16 protein-coding genes, 1 pseudogene and 1 riboswitch are annotated in these 16,289 nt (G+C 67.6%); of the genes and pseudogenes, 7 read left to right on the top strand and 10 right to left on the bottom strand.

All coding sequences use genetic code 11. The features are described 5' to 3' along the window. Nucleotides 1–94: 94 nt before the first annotated feature. The 5 genes and pseudogenes from ybeY to trmB all read left to right on the top strand — a co-directional run. Nucleotides 95–277, top strand: a pseudogene (ybeY, locus tag ACH107_RS22235) (rRNA maturation RNase YbeY); the annotation flags it as partial. A 2-nt stretch (nucleotides 278–279) separates the two neighbouring features. Then, nucleotides 280–1,170 carry a hemolysin family protein gene (locus tag ACH107_RS22240; RefSeq protein ID WP_412507674.1) on the top strand — a complete coding sequence of 297 codons (891 nt, stop codon included), beginning with the start codon at nucleotides 280–282 and terminating at the stop codon, nucleotides 1,168–1,170. A gap of 3 nt (nucleotides 1,171–1,173) precedes the next feature. Next, nucleotides 1,174–2,679 (top strand): apolipoprotein N-acyltransferase, encoded by a 1,506-nt coding sequence (lnt, locus tag ACH107_RS22245; RefSeq protein ID WP_412507675.1) that lies wholly within the window; start codon nucleotides 1,174–1,176, stop codon nucleotides 2,677–2,679. A gap of 30 nt (nucleotides 2,680–2,709) precedes the next feature. Next, a riboswitch (SAM-SAH riboswitch) is annotated at nucleotides 2,710–2,758 on the top strand. A gap of 6 nt (nucleotides 2,759–2,764) precedes the next feature. Then, nucleotides 2,765–3,931 (top strand): methionine adenosyltransferase, encoded by a 1,167-nt coding sequence (gene metK / locus ACH107_RS22250; RefSeq protein ID WP_412507676.1) that lies wholly within the window; start codon nucleotides 2,765–2,767, stop codon nucleotides 3,929–3,931. 80 nt (nucleotides 3,932–4,011) lie between these two features. Beyond that, entirely contained in the window at nucleotides 4,012–4,725 is a 714-nt protein-coding gene (trmB, locus tag ACH107_RS22255) for a tRNA (guanine(46)-N(7))-methyltransferase TrmB (protein WP_412507677.1), read from the top strand. A gap of 13 nt (nucleotides 4,726–4,738) precedes the next feature. Here the strand turns inward: trmB and argE are convergent, their stop codons facing one another. Further along, nucleotides 4,739–5,902 (bottom strand): acetylornithine deacetylase, encoded by a 1,164-nt coding sequence (gene argE / locus ACH107_RS22260; protein WP_412507678.1) that lies wholly within the window; start codon nucleotides 5,900–5,902, stop codon nucleotides 4,739–4,741. A 131-nt stretch (nucleotides 5,903–6,033) separates the two neighbouring features. Next, entirely contained in the window at nucleotides 6,034–6,471 is a 438-nt protein-coding gene (dtd, locus tag ACH107_RS22265; RefSeq protein ID WP_412507679.1) for a D-aminoacyl-tRNA deacylase, read from the bottom strand. Nucleotides 6,472–6,585: 114 nt separating this feature from the next. Here dtd and ACH107_RS22270 point away from each other — a divergent pair, with 114 nt between their 5' ends. Further along, nucleotides 6,586–7,002, top strand: coding sequence for an Hsp20/alpha crystallin family protein (locus tag ACH107_RS22270; protein ID WP_412507680.1), 417 nt, complete (start codon nucleotides 6,586–6,588; stop codon nucleotides 7,000–7,002). Nucleotides 7,003–7,042: 40 nt separating this feature from the next. Here the strand turns inward: ACH107_RS22270 and ACH107_RS22275 are convergent, their stop codons facing one another. From ACH107_RS22275 to ACH107_RS22305, 7 genes are all read right to left on the bottom strand, one after another. Continuing rightward, entirely contained in the window at nucleotides 7,043–8,161 is a 1,119-nt protein-coding gene (locus tag ACH107_RS22275; protein WP_412507681.1) for a primosomal protein N' (replication factor Y) - superfamily II helicase, read from the bottom strand. A 12-nt stretch (nucleotides 8,162–8,173) separates the two neighbouring features. Further along, on the bottom strand, nucleotides 8,174–9,295 hold the full coding sequence (locus ACH107_RS22280; RefSeq protein ID WP_412507682.1) for an SPFH domain-containing protein: 1,122 nt from the start codon (nucleotides 9,293–9,295) through the stop codon (nucleotides 8,174–8,176). Between the two features lie 21 nt (nucleotides 9,296–9,316). Beyond that, a complete protein-coding gene (locus ACH107_RS22285; RefSeq protein ID WP_412507683.1) occupies nucleotides 9,317–10,267 on the bottom strand; it encodes a DUF2927 domain-containing protein in 951 nt (316 codons plus the stop codon). An 8-nt stretch (nucleotides 10,268–10,275) separates the two neighbouring features. Beyond that, nucleotides 10,276–11,475 (bottom strand): toxic anion resistance protein, encoded by a 1,200-nt coding sequence (locus ACH107_RS22290; protein ID WP_412507684.1) that lies wholly within the window; start codon nucleotides 11,473–11,475, stop codon nucleotides 10,276–10,278. A gap of 16 nt (nucleotides 11,476–11,491) precedes the next feature. Further along, nucleotides 11,492–12,391 carry a 5-bromo-4-chloroindolyl phosphate hydrolysis family protein gene (locus ACH107_RS22295; protein WP_412507685.1) on the bottom strand — a complete coding sequence of 300 codons (900 nt, stop codon included), beginning with the start codon at nucleotides 12,389–12,391 and terminating at the stop codon, nucleotides 11,492–11,494. 193 nt (nucleotides 12,392–12,584) lie between these two features. Then, a complete protein-coding gene (locus tag ACH107_RS22300) occupies nucleotides 12,585–13,148 on the bottom strand; it encodes a hypothetical protein (RefSeq protein ID WP_412507686.1) in 564 nt (187 codons plus the stop codon). A 232-nt stretch (nucleotides 13,149–13,380) separates the two neighbouring features. Beyond that, nucleotides 13,381–14,199 (bottom strand): TerC family protein, encoded by an 819-nt coding sequence (locus tag ACH107_RS22305; protein WP_412507687.1) that lies wholly within the window; start codon nucleotides 14,197–14,199, stop codon nucleotides 13,381–13,383. A gap of 119 nt (nucleotides 14,200–14,318) precedes the next feature. Here ACH107_RS22305 and ACH107_RS22310 point away from each other — a divergent pair, with 119 nt between their 5' ends. Next, nucleotides 14,319–15,350: a GlxA family transcriptional regulator gene (locus tag ACH107_RS22310; RefSeq protein WP_412507689.1), complete on the top strand. Its 1,032-nt coding sequence runs from the start codon at nucleotides 14,319–14,321 to the stop codon at nucleotides 15,348–15,350. A gap of 29 nt (nucleotides 15,351–15,379) precedes the next feature. On the opposite strand, the gene ACH107_RS22315 is transcribed toward ACH107_RS22310, so the two are convergent. Next, nucleotides 15,380–16,174, bottom strand: a complete 795-nt coding sequence (locus ACH107_RS22315) for a pseudouridine synthase (RefSeq protein WP_412507688.1) — start codon at nucleotides 16,172–16,174, stop codon at nucleotides 15,380–15,382. Nucleotides 16,175–16,289: the final 115 nt, after the last annotated feature.

Below are 16,289 nucleotides of genomic sequence, written 5' to 3' on the forward strand. Positions count from 1 at the left end.
TCGGGGCAACATACGGGTTTGACCGGCAAACCAAAGTCAATATGCTCTTTGCACGCGGCACTTGATTTTCGGGGAGAGAGCGATGGGTTGGATGAGGGACGACCACGTGATGCACCTGCTGGTGCACGCGGTGCTGCATCTCCTGGGATATGATCATATCCGTGACCAAGATGCCACCCTGATGGAGGCAACCGAAGTCTCGATACTTGGCAAACTCGGCATCGATGATCCATATTGCCCGGAGGGGCGCGCGCGGCGGCCTGATTCCGGAAAGTGACAATGGACGACAGTATCGACGGGTCCTCTAAGGCAGCGCATGGCGCGCAGCCCGAGGGGCAGGAAAGCGAAGACGAGCATGGCGGTTTTTTCCGCCGCATTTTCGGGGCCCTGAGCCCCGGTGACGAAGAAGCAGACGAAACCCTGCCAGACAGGGCCGCGCGGCCCGGCGAGGGGCCGGGGCTGGGCAATCTCCACCGCCTCACGGTCGAGGACGTGTCGGTGCCCAAGGCCGACATCATCGCCGTGTCGTCCGACATCACCAAAGACGAGCTGGTGCAGGTGTTCCGCGACAGCGGCCTGACGCGGCTGCCCGTCTACGAGGGCACGCTGGACAACCCGGTGGGGCTGGCGCACCTGAAGGATTTCGCGCTACAACACGGGTTCAACGGCACGGGGGAGCGGTTTTCGCTGAAATCGCTGCTGCGCCCATTGCTGTTCGTCCCACCATCGATGACGATCGGTGTCCTGCTGCAGAAAATGCAGAGCGAACGCCGGCACATGGCGCTTGTGATCGACGAGTATGGCGGCGTGGACGGGCTGGTCACGATCGAGGACCTTGTCGAGCAGGTCGTCGGCGAGATCGAGGACGAGCACGACATCGACGAGGGCCGCGACTGGACGCTGGAGGCACCCGGCTGCTACGTGGCGCTGGCCAAGACCCCGCTGGAGGACTTCGAGGCCGAGACGGGCCTGTCGCTGACCGAGGACGAAAGCGTCGACGAGGAAGAGATCGACACGCTGGGCGGGCTGGTCTTCATGCTGCTCGGGCGGGTGCCGGTGCGCGGCGAGGTGCTGGAACATCCCAACGGGGCCGAGATCGAGGTAATAGACGCCGACCCGCGCCGGATCAAGCGGTTGCGCGTCAGGCTGCCGGAAGCCGTGGCGGGATAAGGCGTGGCTTGGGCGGCCCGGTTTGCCCGGCATACGGACGGGATGCGGCCGCGAAACCGGCTGATGGTCTGTGCAGGGCTCGGGGCGGCGGCGGCGCTTGGTCAGGCGCCCGTCAACGCGTGGCCCGTGACGCTGGTGGCGCTGGCGCTGCTGTACGGGCTGTTCGCGCGCAGTGCCGGCTGGCGGGCGTCGGCGCTGCAGGGCTGGGCGGCCGGCACGGGCTATTTCATGCTCGCGCTGAGCTGGATCGTCGAACCCTTTCTGGTGGATATCGCGCGGCACGGCTGGATGGCGCCCGTCGCGCTGCTTTTCATGGCGGGTGGCCTTGCCCTGTTCTGGGCGCTCGGCTGGGCGCTGGCGCGCCTTGCCGGGGGCGGGGCGATGGCATGGATCGGCGCGCTGGTGCTGGCCGAGGCGCTGCGCGGCACGGCCCTGACCGGGTTCCCGTGGGCCCAGATCGGGCATGTCTGGATCGCCACGCCCATTCTGCACTGGGCGGCCTATGGCGGGGCATTGGCGCTGACGGCTCTGACGGCCCTGACGGCGGTTGCGCTCTGGTGGGGGCTCGCGGGGCGGCGATGGATGGCGGTGCCGGTGCTGGTTGTCGTGGCGGTCCTGTTCGCGGGCGGCGGGGTGGTGCACCCGTCACCCCCGGTCCCCGATGGCGCCCCGACGGTGCGGCTGGTGCAACCCAACGCGCCGCAGCACCAGAAATGGGACCCGGCCCTGATGCCGGTCTTCTACCAGCGGCAACTGGCCTTCACCCGCGCCGGGCAGCGGCCCGACCTGATCGTCTGGCCCGAAACCGCCGTGCCGGTGATGCTTGGCCGGGCCGCGCCGGTCTTCGCGGAAATTTCCGACGCGGCGGGGGCGGTGCCGGTGGTGGTCGGGCTGCGGCGCCGCAGCGGGCAGCGCCTGCACAATTCGATGGTCGCGCTGGACCCGGCGGGGAAGGTGGGCGCGCTTTATGACAAGCACCACCTTGTGCCCTTCGGTGAATACGTGCCGTTCGGTGACGCGCTGAGCCGTTTCGGCATCACCGGGCTGGCGGCGCGGCAGGGGCATGGCTACTCCCCCGGACCGGGCGCGCAGGTTATCGGGCTGGGCCCCGTCGGCCGGGCGCTGGCGCTGATCTGCTACGAGGGGGTGTTCCCGCGGGACGTGGCCGCCGCGCCGGAACGGCCCGATTTCATGCTGCTGATCACCAACGACGCGTGGTTCGGGCAGGTGTCGGGGCCGTACCAGCATCTGGCACAGGCGCGGTTGCGCAGCGCCGAGCAGGGCCTGCCGATGGTGCGCGTGGCCAATACCGGCGTGTCGGCCATGATCGACGCCACGGGCCGGGTGACGGCGCGTATCCCGCTGGGCAGGGCGGACTGGCGCGACGCGCCCCTGCCGGCCGCGTTGCCGCCGACGCCGTATGCCGTGACGGGCGACTGGCCGATGCTGGTGCTGGCGGCCGCGCTGCTGGCCGTGGCGGGGCGCCGTCGCCGTGCAAATAGCGATTGACGCCGTCCCGCGCAGGGCCTAACGCATCATGATCCGTCACAACGGCTTCCTGGCGTGGCGGCAACACCCTAATGGAGCACTATAAATGTCCCGGAAAAATTATATCTTCACCTCCGAGTCGGTCTCGGAGGGTCACCCCGACAAGGTATGTGACCGCGTCTCGGACGCTGTCCTAGATGCGTTCCTGTCGGAAGAGGCAAACGCCCGCGTCGCCTGCGAGACCTTCGCCACCAGCGGCATGGTGGTGATCGGCGGCGAGGTCGGGCTGTCGGATCAGGAAAGGCTCAGGGATTACATGGGCCGCATCCAGCAGATCGCCCGGGACTGCATCCGCGATATCGGGTACGAGCAGGAAAAGTTCCACTGGAACACCTGCCATGTCCTCAATTTCCTGCATGAGCAATCCGCCCATATCGCGCAGGGCGTCGATCGTGACGGGGCGGGCGATCAGGGCATCATGTTCGGCTATGCCACCAACGAGACCGACGCGCTCATGCCCGCGCCGATCCAGTTCTCGCACGCCATCCTGCGGCGGCTGGCCGAGGTGCGCAAATCGGGGGCGGAACCCGCGCTGCGGCCCGACGCCAAGAGCCAGGTCACGCTGCGCTACGAGGACGGCAAGCCGGTCGAGGCCATGCAGATCGTCCTGTCCACGCAGCACGACAGCGAGCACCAGACGAGCGATGACATCCGCGCCATCGTGGAGCCCTATATCCGCGAGGTGATGCCGGCGGAATGGATCACGGACGCGACCGAATGGCACGTCAATCCCACGGGCACCTTCGTGATCGGCGGGCCGGACGGCGATGCCGGGCTGACGGGGCGCAAGATCATCGTCGACACCTATGGCGGGTCCGCGCCGCACGGGGGCGGCGCGTTCTCGGGCAAGGACCCGACCAAGGTGGACCGCTCGGCCGCCTATGCCGCGCGATACCTCGCCAAGAACGTGGTCGCCGCGGGCATGGCCGAACGCTGCACGCTGCAGCTTTCCTACGCCATCGGCGTGGCGCGTCCGCTGTCGATCTACGTGGACACGCACGGCACGGGCGAGATCCCCCCCGAGCAGATCGAGAGGGCCGTGGCGCAGGTGATGGACCTGACCCCGCGCGGCATTCGCGACCATCTGGAGCTGAACAAGCCGATCTACCAGCGCACCGCGGCCTATGGCCATTTCGGGCGGGAACCCGAGGCCGATGGCGGCTTCAGCTGGGAACGAACCGACCTGGCGGAGGCGCTGAAAAAAGCCGTGTGACGGCGCGCGCAACGAATTGGGCGGCGTGGTGGTGCGTGCCCGGTTGCGACCGCCGTGCCGCCCCGCTACACCCGTGCCCGATGAGCGAGACGAAACATCCCACAGGCGCCCCGTGGCGCAACTTCTACGGCCGGTTGAAGGGCAAGGCGCTGCGCCCGTCGCAGCAGGCCTACCTGGAAGAGGACTTGGGGCGGCTGTCGCCGGGGCCGGTGGGATGGGACGTGAACCCCGGCCGGCAGCCCATTGATCTGAAATCCCTTTTCGGGGGCCGGGACGTGTGGCTGGAAGTGGGCTTCGGCGGGGGGGAGCACATGGTGCATCAGGCCGCCCGCAACCCGGACACGGGCATCATCGGCTGCGAGCCCTACATCAACGGTGTGGCCATGCTGCTGGGCAAGATCCGGGAGGCGGATACCGGGAATGTCGCGGTTCATCCGGGCGACGTGCGCGACCTGTTCGACGTGCTGCCCGATGCTTCGATCGCCCGGGTGTTCCTGCTCTATCCAGATCCGTGGCCCAAGAAACGCCACCACAGGCGCCGCTTCGTCACGGCCGAGCATCTAGACCCGCTGGCCCGGGTGATGCGCCGGGGCGCGATTTTCCGGGTGGCCACGGATATTCCCGATTATGTTCGCCAGACGCTTGAAACCGTGCCGAAACATGGCTTCGAGTGGCTGTGCGAGGGACCGTCGGACTGGCGTGAGCCGTGGGACGACTGGCTGCCGACCCGGTACGAGCGGAAAGCCGTCCGCGAGGGACGCACGCCGCATTACCTGACGTTCCGGCGAAGCTGACGCGGCAGCGCGGTCAGGCCGACAGCTTGAGCGACAGGCGGTGCAACATGTCCACGCATTGCTGCAACTGGTCCAGAGAGACGAATTCGTCGGGCTTGTGCGCCTGTTCGATCGAGCCCGGGCCGCAGACCACGGCCGACATGCCGTATTCCTGGAAAATCCCCGCCTCGGTTCCGAACGGCACCACGTCCGCCGTGTTGGCGCCCGTCAGTTCCATCATGATCTTGCGCGCCTCGCTGTCGTCGACGGGTTCAAGGCCGCCGACCTCGCCGATGGTCTCGGTGGTGATGTCGGCGTCGGGGCAGACGGCGCGCATCGAGGGCAGCAGTTCATCTTCGCAGTAGCGGCGCAGTTCGTCCTTGACGAATTGCGCGTCGGCGGCCTGAACGGGCCGCATTTCCCATTCGAGCGCGGCGATCGAGGCGATCACGTTATGCGCGACGCCGCCCTTGATGCTGCCGGTGTTTATCGTGGTCCACGGCGGGTCGAAACGGCTGCCGGCCGGTGCGCGCGCGCGCAGCATGTCCTTGAGTTCCAGCAGCCTGCCGACGTAGCGCGCGGCGTATTCCACGGCGTTCACCCCCCGGTCGGGGCTTGAGCCGTGGCCGGCCAGCCCGGAAAAATGGGTGGTGTACTCACAACAGCCCTTGTGCCCTTCGATAATGCGCATCGACGTGGGTTCGCCGATGATCGCCACGCCGGGGCGGATGCCTTTCTGCTTGAGGCTGTCGACCAGTGCCCGCGCGCCGAAACACCCGACTTCCTCGTCATAGGTGAAGGCGAAGTGAAGCGGGCGGTCGCGGACCTTGTCGGCAAAGAGCGGCGCCATGGCAACGGCGGTGGCGATGAACCCTTTCATGTCGCAGGCGCCCCGGCCATAGAGACGGCCGCCTTCCTCGATCATTTCGAACGGGTTGGACGCCCAGTCCTGCTCGTCCACGGGGACAACGTCGGAATGGCCGGACAGGACGATGCCGCCATCCGTTTCCGGGCCGATCGTGGCGAAAAGGTTGGCCTTGTGACCGTGCTCGTCGTGAAAGACATCGACACGGGCGCCCGCGCTTTCCAGACGGTGGGCGAGGTAGGCGATCATGTCGAGATTACTGAGTTCCGAAATCGTCGGAAAGGCGATCAGATCGCCAAGAAGGGCAACGGTATCGGAAAGCTGAGTCGTCACGAGGCAACCTCTCTGCGCAATGTACGGAAAGCAGCGCGACTGTGTTGCCACAGCCGTTCAGGGTCAAGCGGATTTTGCCTTGGGGGCCGTGTTGCGACCCGGGTCAGGAGCCGCGGCACGCCGCGGGTCGCCTAGACATCGATGGAGATGGTCACCGGGCCATCATTGCACAGCTCGACCTGCATGCTGGCGCCGAAGTGGCCCGTTTCAACCGGGATGCCCTTGTCGGCGAGGGCGTCGCAGAACACGTCGTAGAGTTGCCGGCCATCCTCCGGCGGCGCCGCCGCCGAAAAGCCGGGGCGGTTGCCGCGCGACGTGTCGGCCCCCAGCGTGAACTGGCTGACGACCAGCGCCGCGCCGCCCGTTTGCCCCAGCGACAGGTTCATCCTGCCGCTATCGTCGCTGAAAATGCGCAAAGCTGCCACCTTGGCCGCGGCCCGTGCCGCCGCCGCGTCGTCGTCGCCCCGCATGGCGCAGACCAGAACCATGAGCCCGGGACCGATCCGCCCGACAACCGCGCCGTCCACCGACACCGACGCCGTCGTGACCCGTTGCAGAACAGCGCGCATGACCAACCTTTCCAGATTACCCGGCATTGGTGCGCCGGTACATGATCGGTGTCAATGCGACTCGGTCCGGGGCGGGACATGATCGCGGTGTTTTCCATGACGGAGGATTCGGAAATGGTTGAAAAATCTCATCTTGGCGGGCTTTGGCCGTCGTTCTACGAACCGCTGCGGCAGTTCGGCTCACGCGTGGCGGAGTTCCTGTCGCCGGCCTCCGACGCGTCGTCGGACGAGAACGGCTATCACATCACGCTGGAACTGCCGGGCGTCGAGGAAAAGGACATCGACATCGCGGTGCATGACGGGGTCGTGACCGTGAAGGGCGAAAAGAGCGACGAACGCGAGGAGAAGGGTGACACGTGGTATTTCTCCGAGCGGCAATACGGCAGCTTCAGCCGCACCTTCCGCCTGCCGGCCGATGCAGATGGCGACCGGCTGGAGGCGCATTTGAAAGATGGCGTGCTGTCGCTGGTTGTGCCCAAGGCCCAGCCTGCCGCGTCCGAGGCGCGCAAGATCCGCATCAACAAGGGCTGAACGCCCGCGCCCCGCTGCGCGCGGGGCGCTGTTGCGCGCGTCAGAGGGCGCCGTTTTCGAGCGCGAGAAGGTAGCCCAAAGCGCCCGCCACCGCCGCGCTGGCAAGTATGGCCAGCGCGACTTTCCATGCCGACCAAGGCCGTTCGCCCTGTACCCGGCCCGTGCGGCCGTTGACCACGAAGCGGTAGGTTTCGCCGCGATACTTGTAGGCGGCCAGCCAGACCGGTAGCAGGACGTGCTTGAAGGTCACGTCCGACACCTGTGTGTCGATGGCATGGATGCGTTGCCGGTCGCCGCCGATGTCGAAGCGCACGTCCCGCCCGATGCGGCGGTCCATGCGCGCGCGGGCCTGCTTGAAGCCATCCTCGATTTCCACCGTGTAGCCCTCGGCCCGGAACCCGGCGAGGAATTCGGGGCGGTAGGGCTCCAGCGCGGCGAGCTCCCACGGCTCCAGCGCGTCGGTGAACCGTTTGGGAAGCGCGTGCGAGGCCAGCACGAGCACGTCGTCGAAGGCCCGCGCGACGCGGCCCGAAACGGGGCGCCAGCGCACCTTGGCCACGCGGACCTGCTTGCGGTCGCCGTCGCGCGTGACGGTGCGCGTCTCGTGATAGACGGTGCCGCGCTCACCCCGGTAGGTGGACTCCGTTCGGGCGTCGAAGGTCCAGTACGGCACGTAGATGCCCTGCATCGGGCGGCCCTTGCGGGTATAGGCCTGCAGACCGTCGGGCGCGAACCAAAGCCGGCCCAGCCAGCCCGTCATCGCCGCGTGCGCTGCGCGCTCGTCCAGGGCAAAGGGCAGCAGGCCCCGTGGCTTGATATGGCGGTGCGTGCCGGTACCGGTCACGACTGGCGTGGCGCAGAACGGGCATTCGGTTGCGTGGGTCGCCCCGTCCAGCTCGACCTGCGCGCCGCAGTTCGGGCATTGCAGCACGCGTGTTTCCTCGATCTCGGTGGCGTCCAGCGCGCCGGCGAGGGCGGTTTCGAAATCCAGTTCGCGGATGCGACCCGCCCATGGGCCTGCCTGCGTGATCGTGTCGACATGGCCGCAATGGGCGCAGACAAGCTGTCCCCTTTCGGGGTCGAAGCGGTAATCGGCGCCGCATTGATCGCAGGGAAAGCGGTGTTCCCGCGGGGGCGGGGGGCTGGCGTTTCCGGTCATGGGCCGGGCCGCTCAGGCCCCGGGCGGGGGCGGCGGCAGCACGGTGAAAAGCTGCGCGAGTTCGGCCACGTCCTCGGCACGCATCCAGCCGTCCTGCCCGGGGGTCCAGACGTGGCTGTCGCGGGTCAGTGTGCCCTCGGTGGCCATGCGCCCCATCGCGGCCTTGGAATAGGGGCCGTGGGTCTTGCCGTCCTCGGCGATGTGCCAGACATGCTCGACCGGCGGCGGGGGCGGAGGCGTCGCGGCCTGCCCCGTGCTGCCCGAGCCCGCACCCCACGGCCCGGCGCCCGTCATCTGCTGGGCCATAGCCATGCCCATCCCCATGCCGAGCCCCGCGCCGATGCCGCCGCCGCCCGAGGGCGTGGCGGCCGCAGTCGTCATGGCCTCGGCGGTCGCGTACTCGGTGTAGTTTTCAAGGTCTCCGGCGAGGCCCATCGAGGTGCGCTTGTCGAGCGCCTTCTCGACGGCCGGCGGCAGCGAGATGTTCTCGATGTAGAATTCCGGGATCGTCAGGCCGTATTCGGCCACCACCCTGGAGATTTCCGCGGCCACCAGCTTGCCCAGATCGCGGGTGTTGGCGGCCATGTCGAGCACCGGAATGCCACTGCCCGCGATGATGCGCGAGAACGCCTGCACGATGATGTTGCGGATCTGGTAGCCGATCTCGTCCATCGTGAATTCGCCGTCGGTGCCGACGATCTCGGACAGGAATTTCGCCGGGTCGGCCACCCGCACGCTGTAGGTGCCGAAGGCGCGGATGCGGGTGGGGCCGAACTCGGGGTCGCGCAGCATGATGGGGTTCTTGGTGCCCCACTTGAGATCGTTGAACCGTGTCGTGTTGACGAAATAGATTTCCGACTTGAACGGTGAGCGAAAGCCGTGATCCCAGTGGTTGAGCGTGGTCAGCACCGGCATGTTGTTGGTTTCCAGCATGTAAAGCCCGGGCGTGAACACGTCGGCCAGTTGGCCCTCGTGCACGAAGACGGCCGCCTGACCCTCGCGGACCGTCAGCTTGGCGCCGTACTTGATCTCGTGGCCCTCGCGCGCGAAGCGCCAGACCATCGTGTCGCGGGTGTCGTCCACCCAGTGGATGACATCTATGAATTCACCGGTGAGGAAATCGAAAATACCCATCTTGTCGGGTCTCCCTTGTGATCAGATCGGCCCGCTGCGCCCGGCGAGGATGCGCGCGGCGATCGGGCGGGCCTGCTCGGGGGTCATGCCGGGTTTGAGCGCCGGATCGTAAAGAAGGCGCAGAAGTTCCTCGTCATGGCTGGTGAGCAGGGCGAATTCGTCGTCGTCGTTGAAGATCGAGGGGCGCGCGCGCGGGCTGTCATTGGCCAGCCCCAGCCCCTGCGCCAGTTCCTCGTGCACGCAGGAGCGGCGCATGAGCTCGGGATGCTCGGCCCGGATGAAGGCGACCGCCCGGGTGTACCGGTAGCTGGCCTCGCCGGCCGAGAAGGCCACCACGAAACAATGGATCGACCGGGGCAGGCCGCGGAACAGGTCAAGCGAGTCCGGACCGATGCCGGGGACCAGCCGCCGCACCGTCCGCACCATTTGCGCGCGGTCGTCCGCGCTCATGATCAGCACGTGGAAATTGGCGCGGGCGCGTTGCACGCTGATCGGGTGGCGGGTCACGCGCGCGAGCCGCGCGGCGTAGCGCGATATCATCGCGCGGTCCGCGGCGCGCTGGTCTTCGGGGACGGTGTCACCGAACTCGATGCCTATGCGCACCGGCTGCGTCCACTTGCGCAGCCCGCCCGCGCGGCCGCTGGCCCGGCGGAAGCCTGCGCCCTGCATGTATTCGTCATAGAAGGCGAGCGTTTCGAAATTGTTCAGGATGTCCCTGTCGGAATAGGGGGTGTCGACGCCGCCGCCATCGGTGCGCAGCAAGCCCCGTACCAAAAGATCGGCCTGCAACTGCTTGTAATACTCGGCAAGTGCCTGGCTTCGGGGGGACGGCGTTGCGTCGTCCGTCGGGGTCAGCGCGGCGGGCCGCGCGCGCGGCGCGGTGTCGGCGGTGCCCTGCAGGCTGTTGCAGCCCGCCACGGCCAGAAGGCCAAGCGCACCCCCGAGGGCCGATATGACAGCGCGTGCGCGCATGGGCCGCCTCAGCCTGCCGGGACGGCGGTAGCGGCGGTGTCGCCCGTCCCGTCCCCGCGCGCCTTGGCGGCGGCAAGCGTGTCGCGCAGGTCGGATTCCATCTTGGTCAGTTCCTCCTCCGCCTCGGCGCGGCGGGCCTTGCCCTCGTCGGCGATGGCGAGGCTTTCCTCGATCGTGCCGATGAGATCGGCATTGGCCTGCTTGACGGCCTCGATATCGAATATGCCGCGCTCCATCTCCTCGCGGATGGCCTTGTTGCTTTCGCGCAGGTTGGCGGCGTTGGAGGTCAGCAGCTCGTTGGTCAGATCGTTGGCATCGCGCACCGCCGCGGCCGCCTCGGAGGAACGCTGGATCGTGACCGCCTGCGCCAGCTGGGTTTCCCACAGGGGCACGGTGTTCACCAGCGTCGAGTTGATCTTGGTCACGAGGCTCTTGTCGTTTTCCTGCACCAGCCGGATGGAGGGCAGCGACTGCATCGTGACCTGCCGCGTCAGCTTGAGGTCGTGCACCCGGCGTTCCAGGTCGTCGCGGGCCGCCCGCAGGTCGCGCAGCTCCTGTGCCTTCATCACCTGCGCATCCTCCGGCGCGGCGTCCGCCTCGGCCGCCTTGGCGGGGATGTCCGTCTCGTCCAGGTCGCGCAGCTTCTCTTCGCCCGCGGCGATGTAAAGCGCCAGTTCGTCGTAGAACTGGAGCGTCTTTCCATAGAGCATGTCGAGCGACTTGATGTCCTTGAGCAGCGTGTGCTCATGCTTGAGCAGATCGTCGGTGATCCGGTCGATCTGGCCCTGTACCTCCTCGTAGCGGGCGGTGAACTTGGCGAAGGGGGCGGCCTTGCCGATGAGCTTTTCCCACCAGCTGCGGTCGCGGCGGACATCGAGTTCGCTGACCGAGAAGCCGCGGATCGTCGTGACGATGCCGCGCAGGCTGTCACCGGCCGGGCCCACGTCCTTGTTGCGCACGCCCGACAGCATGGATTGCGAGATTTCCTGAAGTTCCGCCTGCGCGGCCGAACCGAACGAGACGATGGAGTTTGTGTCCGACAGGTCGATCTCGGCCATGCGGGCGCTGATCTCGGAGCGCGCGGTGGCGTCGGCCTCGGTCATGTGCACGATGGCGTCGGGGCCGGCCGGTTCGGGCAGGGCGGTGCGGCTGACCTCGTCCACCTCCGCGATGGCCTTCTCGGCCCTGCTGCGTACGTTGTCTGACATGACTGGTCCTCTCACTTCATGCGGATTTGTCCAGCTGGACACCTTCGCGCTGCAGCCGGTCGCGCAGCACGCCTATCTCCACTTCCAAATCGGTTGTGCTGTCTTCCATCATCGCGCGGGTCTTGGCGACGAAATTCTTTTCCAGATCGTCGAGAAGCATCAGGTAATCCGACCGTGCCGCGGCATCGCCGGAGCGCGCGTAGACGTCCGCGAATTTCTCGGTCGCGTCGCGCGCGCCCATCAGGTAGACGCCCAGATACCGGCGTGCCGCTGTCAGGTCGCGCGGGTCGTCCTCGACGGTGCGCAGCATGTCGCGCACGCTTGCCTGGAACCGCTCGACCCGCGCCTCGGCCTGCCGGTCGCCCGCCCGGCGTATCGCCTTGGTCATGCCGCCCAGGTAGCTTTCGGCCTGATCCACCACGCGCGCCACCCGGTTGGTCTGGAACTGGTCCACGCCGTCGATCCCCTTGTCCCGCATCGGGTCCAGCCCGAAGGACAGCCCGTGCAGCAGCGCGCCCGCGACCGCGTAGACCGCCGGGGCAACCGACCCGCCCTCGGCGGCGAAGCCGGCCAGCGCCAGCCCGAGCCCGGTCAGCAGCGAGCCGGTCGTCTTGCGGGGGAAGGTGGGGCGCCGGGCGATCTTGCGCGCCTCGAAGGCTTCCTGCGCCAGAATCCCCTCGCGCGTGAGCCAAGCGGCCAGCAGCATCAGCCCGAGCGCGCCGAGGTTGAGCGCCATGCCCGTTGCGCCGGCCCCGGCGAAAAAGGCCTGCCAGACAAGCGGCAGCGGCGCGAGAAAGAGGAAATTCACGCGCCCGCCCGCCCGCGTGCGCCGGGCCCCAAGGTAGCTGCCGCGATCGGCGGGCACGGTCCGGGTGTCGCCGCCGGGGCTGTGCCGGCCACCGTACCGACGCGCCATCACGCGCCCCCCGCGAGGGAGACGTAAAGGATGAGCATGACAAGCAGGAGGAATGCCAGCTTCTGCAACCCGGTATCCGACATGGCGCCTCGTCCCTGAACTTCTGGAAACTTAGGCGATGCGGACCGGGCATTCCAGAGGGAGTTTTGCGCTTTGCGACGACGGGTTCGCGGGCGCGCGCGCCCGGGTGAGCTCAGCCGGGCCGCGTCATGGCGCTTCGGACGGCGTATTCCAGTTGCAGTTCGGTGTCCTGCAGGTAGCGCAGGAAGGTGCTTCGCGTGCCGGGCGCGGAGGACGCGGCGCCGCCCGTCACGTGGACCTCGATGCGGTGCGCGGCGGTTTCGAGCGTGTCGGTCAGGTAAGGCTGCAGGTCGTGGTGGCGGGCCGGCGCCTCCATCAGGGCCTCGATCATCAGCGTTGCCGTGTTGCGAAGGCGCTGCGCGCGCAATGCGATCTCGTCATCGCGTGCGTGGCGCGCCTGTTCGCCGATCCGGTCCAGATGGGCGCGGGCCGTCGCGGCAAGCTGGCGGGCCAGCGCCTTTTCGTCGGCGGGCGGGACGAAGGGGTGCGCGGCGGGTTGTCCGGGCCGGAAGGCGAACCATGCCGCGCCGGCTGCCAGCACGGCCATCGCGCAGGCGATGGCCACCGCGCCCGAGACGGACCACAGCAGAGCCCCGCCCGCGGCGCCGGCCAGCGCGGTTGCGGCCCATGCCTGCCGTCGGGTTGCCGCCGTTCCGTTCGCCGCGTTGTCGCTCACATCCGCCTCCATCGGTTTGACTGGTCCGGCCGTGCCTTGCGGCGATCGGGCCAATCGCAGCATCCGGGCAGCCCTGCGCCTGTACCCGGCAGATATCGCGCCGCAATTGGGCAGGACCATGGCCATCGGCGGGCGACGTTATGAAACCGCGCGTGCCCGGCGGTTTCGTGCCGAGCGGATCGACGCCGAAACCCGCCGGTATCACCGGAATGGGGGCCGCGCGGTTGCGGGGCTACAGCCGCGACGCCGTGCGCCGCTCGGCATCCAGCTTGCGGCGATAGCCCGACTGGATCACCTCGACCGCGACCAGCACGACCACCGAGAAGTAGAAGGTCGTTTTCGACATCGGCACCACCTCGTAGCCGAAGAATTTCAGCGCCAGCGCGGGGTCGTGCATGGCGTGCGCCGCCGCCGGCCCGGCCTCTCCCAGCAGGACGACGCCGACGATCAGCAGGATGAAAAGGCCCAGCACCTCGTACATGCGGTTCTTTTCAAGGAAGCGCGTCACCCCGTCGGCCAGCGCCAGCATCGCCAGCCCCGACAGGATGATCGCCGTGGCCAGCAGGATGAACACGTCCGTTATCGCCAGCGCCGACAGGACGGAGTCGAACGAAAAGATGAGGTTCATTGTCACGATCAGCATGATGACCTGCGTGGCCGACTTGCCGGGTTTGCCGCTCACGTCGGTATCGAGGTGCTCGATACTGAGCATGTGACCGATCTCCTTGACGGCGGTGTAGATGATGAAAATGCCCCCGAGGATGAAGACGCAGGTCGCGAAATTGACCCCGCCCTCGATCACGCCCGTCCAGTTCATGACGAAGAAGGGGGCGGCCATCGCGTCGATCAGCTGGACCATGGCAAAAAGAAGGATCACGCGCAGGGCCACCGCGATGATGATACCCCAGTAGCGCACCGCCTTCTGGTGCGCGACGGGTGCGCGTTGCGATTCTATCGAGATGTAGAGAAGGTTGTCGAACCCCAGCACCGCCTGCAGGAAGCACAGCATCAGAAGGTTACCAAGGTTTTCGAGGGTCAGCAGTTCGGCCATTGTCGCGGCTCCTGTCAATCACGGCATCACGGGGGTCGGGTTTACCGCAGCCCGGTGACGAAAACAAAATGAAACGGGAGGTTTGTGGTGGCGTGTGCAACGGTGATATCAGACCGGGCATGACCGAGCGCAGCTTTGTTCCAAGGGGGGCGGCAAGTTTCCGGGTGGCCTATGATGGCCCGCCCCGGGATTACTATTTCCTGCTGCTGCCCAAGCTCACGCTGCTGGCGTTCACCTCGGCGCTGGAGCCTTTGAGGATCGCCAACCAGGTCACGAACAAGGAACTGTACCGGTGGTTCGTGATGACGGAGGATGACGGCCCGGTCAACTGTTCGTGCGGCGTGAACATCACCCCCGACACGCCGTTGCGGGACGTCCCGCGCGAGGCGGCGGGGTTCGTCTGCGCGGGGGTCGAGCCGGTGGAAACCGCCAGCCGCCGCGCCGCCACTTGGGTCAGCCGGCAACGCGCCTTCGGTTGCAAGGTCGGCGGCATCTGCACCGGGGCGTTCGCGCTGGCCCATGCCGGGCTGCTGGGGGGGCGGCGCTTTACCCTGCACTGGGAAAACCAGCCGTCATTCATCGAGACCTTTCCCGACCTGACGCCGACGGGCGGGCTATATGAAAACGATGGCGGCCTGCTGACCTGCGGGGGCGGCAGCGCGGCCACGGACATGATGCTGGACATCATCGAGCGCGATCACGGTCGCGACCTTGCGGCGGTCGTGGCGGACATGTGCATCCACGTGCGCAGCAGCCGCAGCGGCGCGCCGCAGAAAAGCGCCTATTCCTATGCGCTGGGCAGCCGGAATCCGCACCTGATCGCGGCCATGCAGGCGATGAACGACAACCTGGAAATGCCGCTGGACATCTCGGAGGTCGCGACGGTGGCCGGGATCTCGCGGCGTCAGCTGGAACGGCTTTTCAGCCGCTACGTCGGCGTGACGCCGGCGCAGTTCTATATCGAGCTGCGGGTGGCGCGGGCCCATGCGCTGCTCAATGAGACGACGATGAGCGTGGCCGAGATCGCGGTGGCGACGGGGTTTGCCAGCGCCTCGCAGCTGGCGCGGCGGTTCCGGCAGCGCTATGGCAAGCCGCCGGGCGCCTACAGGCGGCGCCGTGATGACGTTTCCAACGCGGCGCTGTCCGGGTGAGGCGGCGGGCAGTGCGCGTGCGCCGGGCCTCAGCCGCGGCGCCGGGTGCGTTTGGGGCGCGGCTTGCCGGGCTTGGCATCCGCGCCATCGTTCTTGAGGCCGAGCTGGTCACGCAGTACGCGCGGGCGGATCTCCTGCACCTCGCCTGGCTTGAGCTGGCCAAGCTGGAAAGGCCCGTATGAAATCCGGATCAAACGGTTCACGGTGAGGCCGAGCGCCGTCATGGCGCGGCGGATTTCGCGATTGCGTCCCTCGCGCAGGCCGAGCGTGACCCAGGCATTCGCGCCTTGCTGCCGGTCGAGGGTGACGGTCATCGGCTGGAAGGTGTCACCGTCCACCTCGATGCCCTTGCGCAGCGGCTCGAAGGTGTCATCCGACGGCCGCCCCTTGATCCTGACGCGGTACTTGCGCAGCCAGCCGGTACTGGGCAGTTCCATGCGCCGCTTGAGCGCGCCGTCATTGGTGAGCAGCAGCAGCCCTTCCGAGTTAAGGTCGAGCCGCCCCACGCTCATCACGCGGGGCAGGTCGGCGGGAAGCTCGTCAAAGATCGTGGGGCGGCCCTGTTCGTCTCGGGTGGTTGTCACGAGGCCGGCCGGTTTGTGATACAGCCACAGCCGGGGCGGATCGGGCTGGCCGAGGGCGCGGCCGTCCACGGTGACGCGGTCATCCGGTGTCACGTTGAGCGCGGCGCGCGCGACGCGCGTGCCGTTGACCGCGACGCGGCCCGCCTCGATCAGTCGTTCGGCCTCGCGCCGGCTGGCGATGCCGGCGCGGGCGATGACCTTGGCGATCCGCTCGCCCTTGGTGTCCGGGGTCCTGTTCATGGGGGCACCGCTTAGCCCAAACGCGGGGCTTGCGAAAGCGCGGATCGGCGGGCAATGACAGGTATGACTTTCCGAAGCCACATGGACGCGGCCCTCGCGCAAGCGCGCGCCGCCG

The sequence above is a fragment of the Roseovarius halophilus (ex Wu et al. 2025) genome (assembly GCF_047086965.1).

What these genes read in the sequence shown, in the direction of transcription:
- ACH107_RS22275 (WP_412507681.1), bottom strand. Translation starts at nt 8,161, where the DNA reads ATGACCGGAAACGCCAGCCCCCCGCCCCCGCGGGAACACCGCTTTCCC.
- ACH107_RS22310 (WP_412507689.1), top strand. Translation starts at nt 14,319, where the DNA reads ATGACCGAGCGCAGCTTTGTTCCAAGGGGGGCGGCAAGTTTCCGGGTG.
- dtd (WP_412507679.1), bottom strand. Translation starts at nt 6,471, where the DNA reads ATGCGCGCTGTTCTGCAACGGGTCACGACGGCGTCGGTGTCGGTGGAC.
- trmB (WP_412507677.1), top strand. Translation starts at nt 4,012, where the DNA reads ATGAGCGAGACGAAACATCCCACAGGCGCCCCGTGGCGCAACTTCTAC.
- ACH107_RS22315 (WP_412507688.1), bottom strand. Translation starts at nt 16,174, where the DNA reads ATGAACAGGACCCCGGACACCAAGGGCGAGCGGATCGCCAAGGTCATC.
- ACH107_RS22240 (WP_412507674.1), top strand. Translation starts at nt 280, where the DNA reads ATGGACGACAGTATCGACGGGTCCTCTAAGGCAGCGCATGGCGCGCAG.
- ACH107_RS22295 (WP_412507685.1), bottom strand. Translation starts at nt 12,391, where the DNA reads ATGGCGCGTCGGTACGGTGGCCGGCACAGCCCCGGCGGCGACACCCGG.
- ACH107_RS22270 (WP_412507680.1), top strand. Translation starts at nt 6,586, where the DNA reads ATGGTTGAAAAATCTCATCTTGGCGGGCTTTGGCCGTCGTTCTACGAA.
- ACH107_RS22280 (WP_412507682.1), bottom strand. Translation starts at nt 9,295, where the DNA reads ATGGGTATTTTCGATTTCCTCACCGGTGAATTCATAGATGTCATCCAC.
- ACH107_RS22285 (WP_412507683.1), bottom strand. Translation starts at nt 10,267, where the DNA reads ATGCGCGCACGCGCTGTCATATCGGCCCTCGGGGGTGCGCTTGGCCTT.
- ACH107_RS22305 (WP_412507687.1), bottom strand. Translation starts at nt 14,199, where the DNA reads ATGGCCGAACTGCTGACCCTCGAAAACCTTGGTAACCTTCTGATGCTG.
- metK (WP_412507676.1), top strand. Translation starts at nt 2,765, where the DNA reads ATGTCCCGGAAAAATTATATCTTCACCTCCGAGTCGGTCTCGGAGGGT.
- ACH107_RS22290 (WP_412507684.1), bottom strand. Translation starts at nt 11,475, where the DNA reads ATGTCAGACAACGTACGCAGCAGGGCCGAGAAGGCCATCGCGGAGGTG.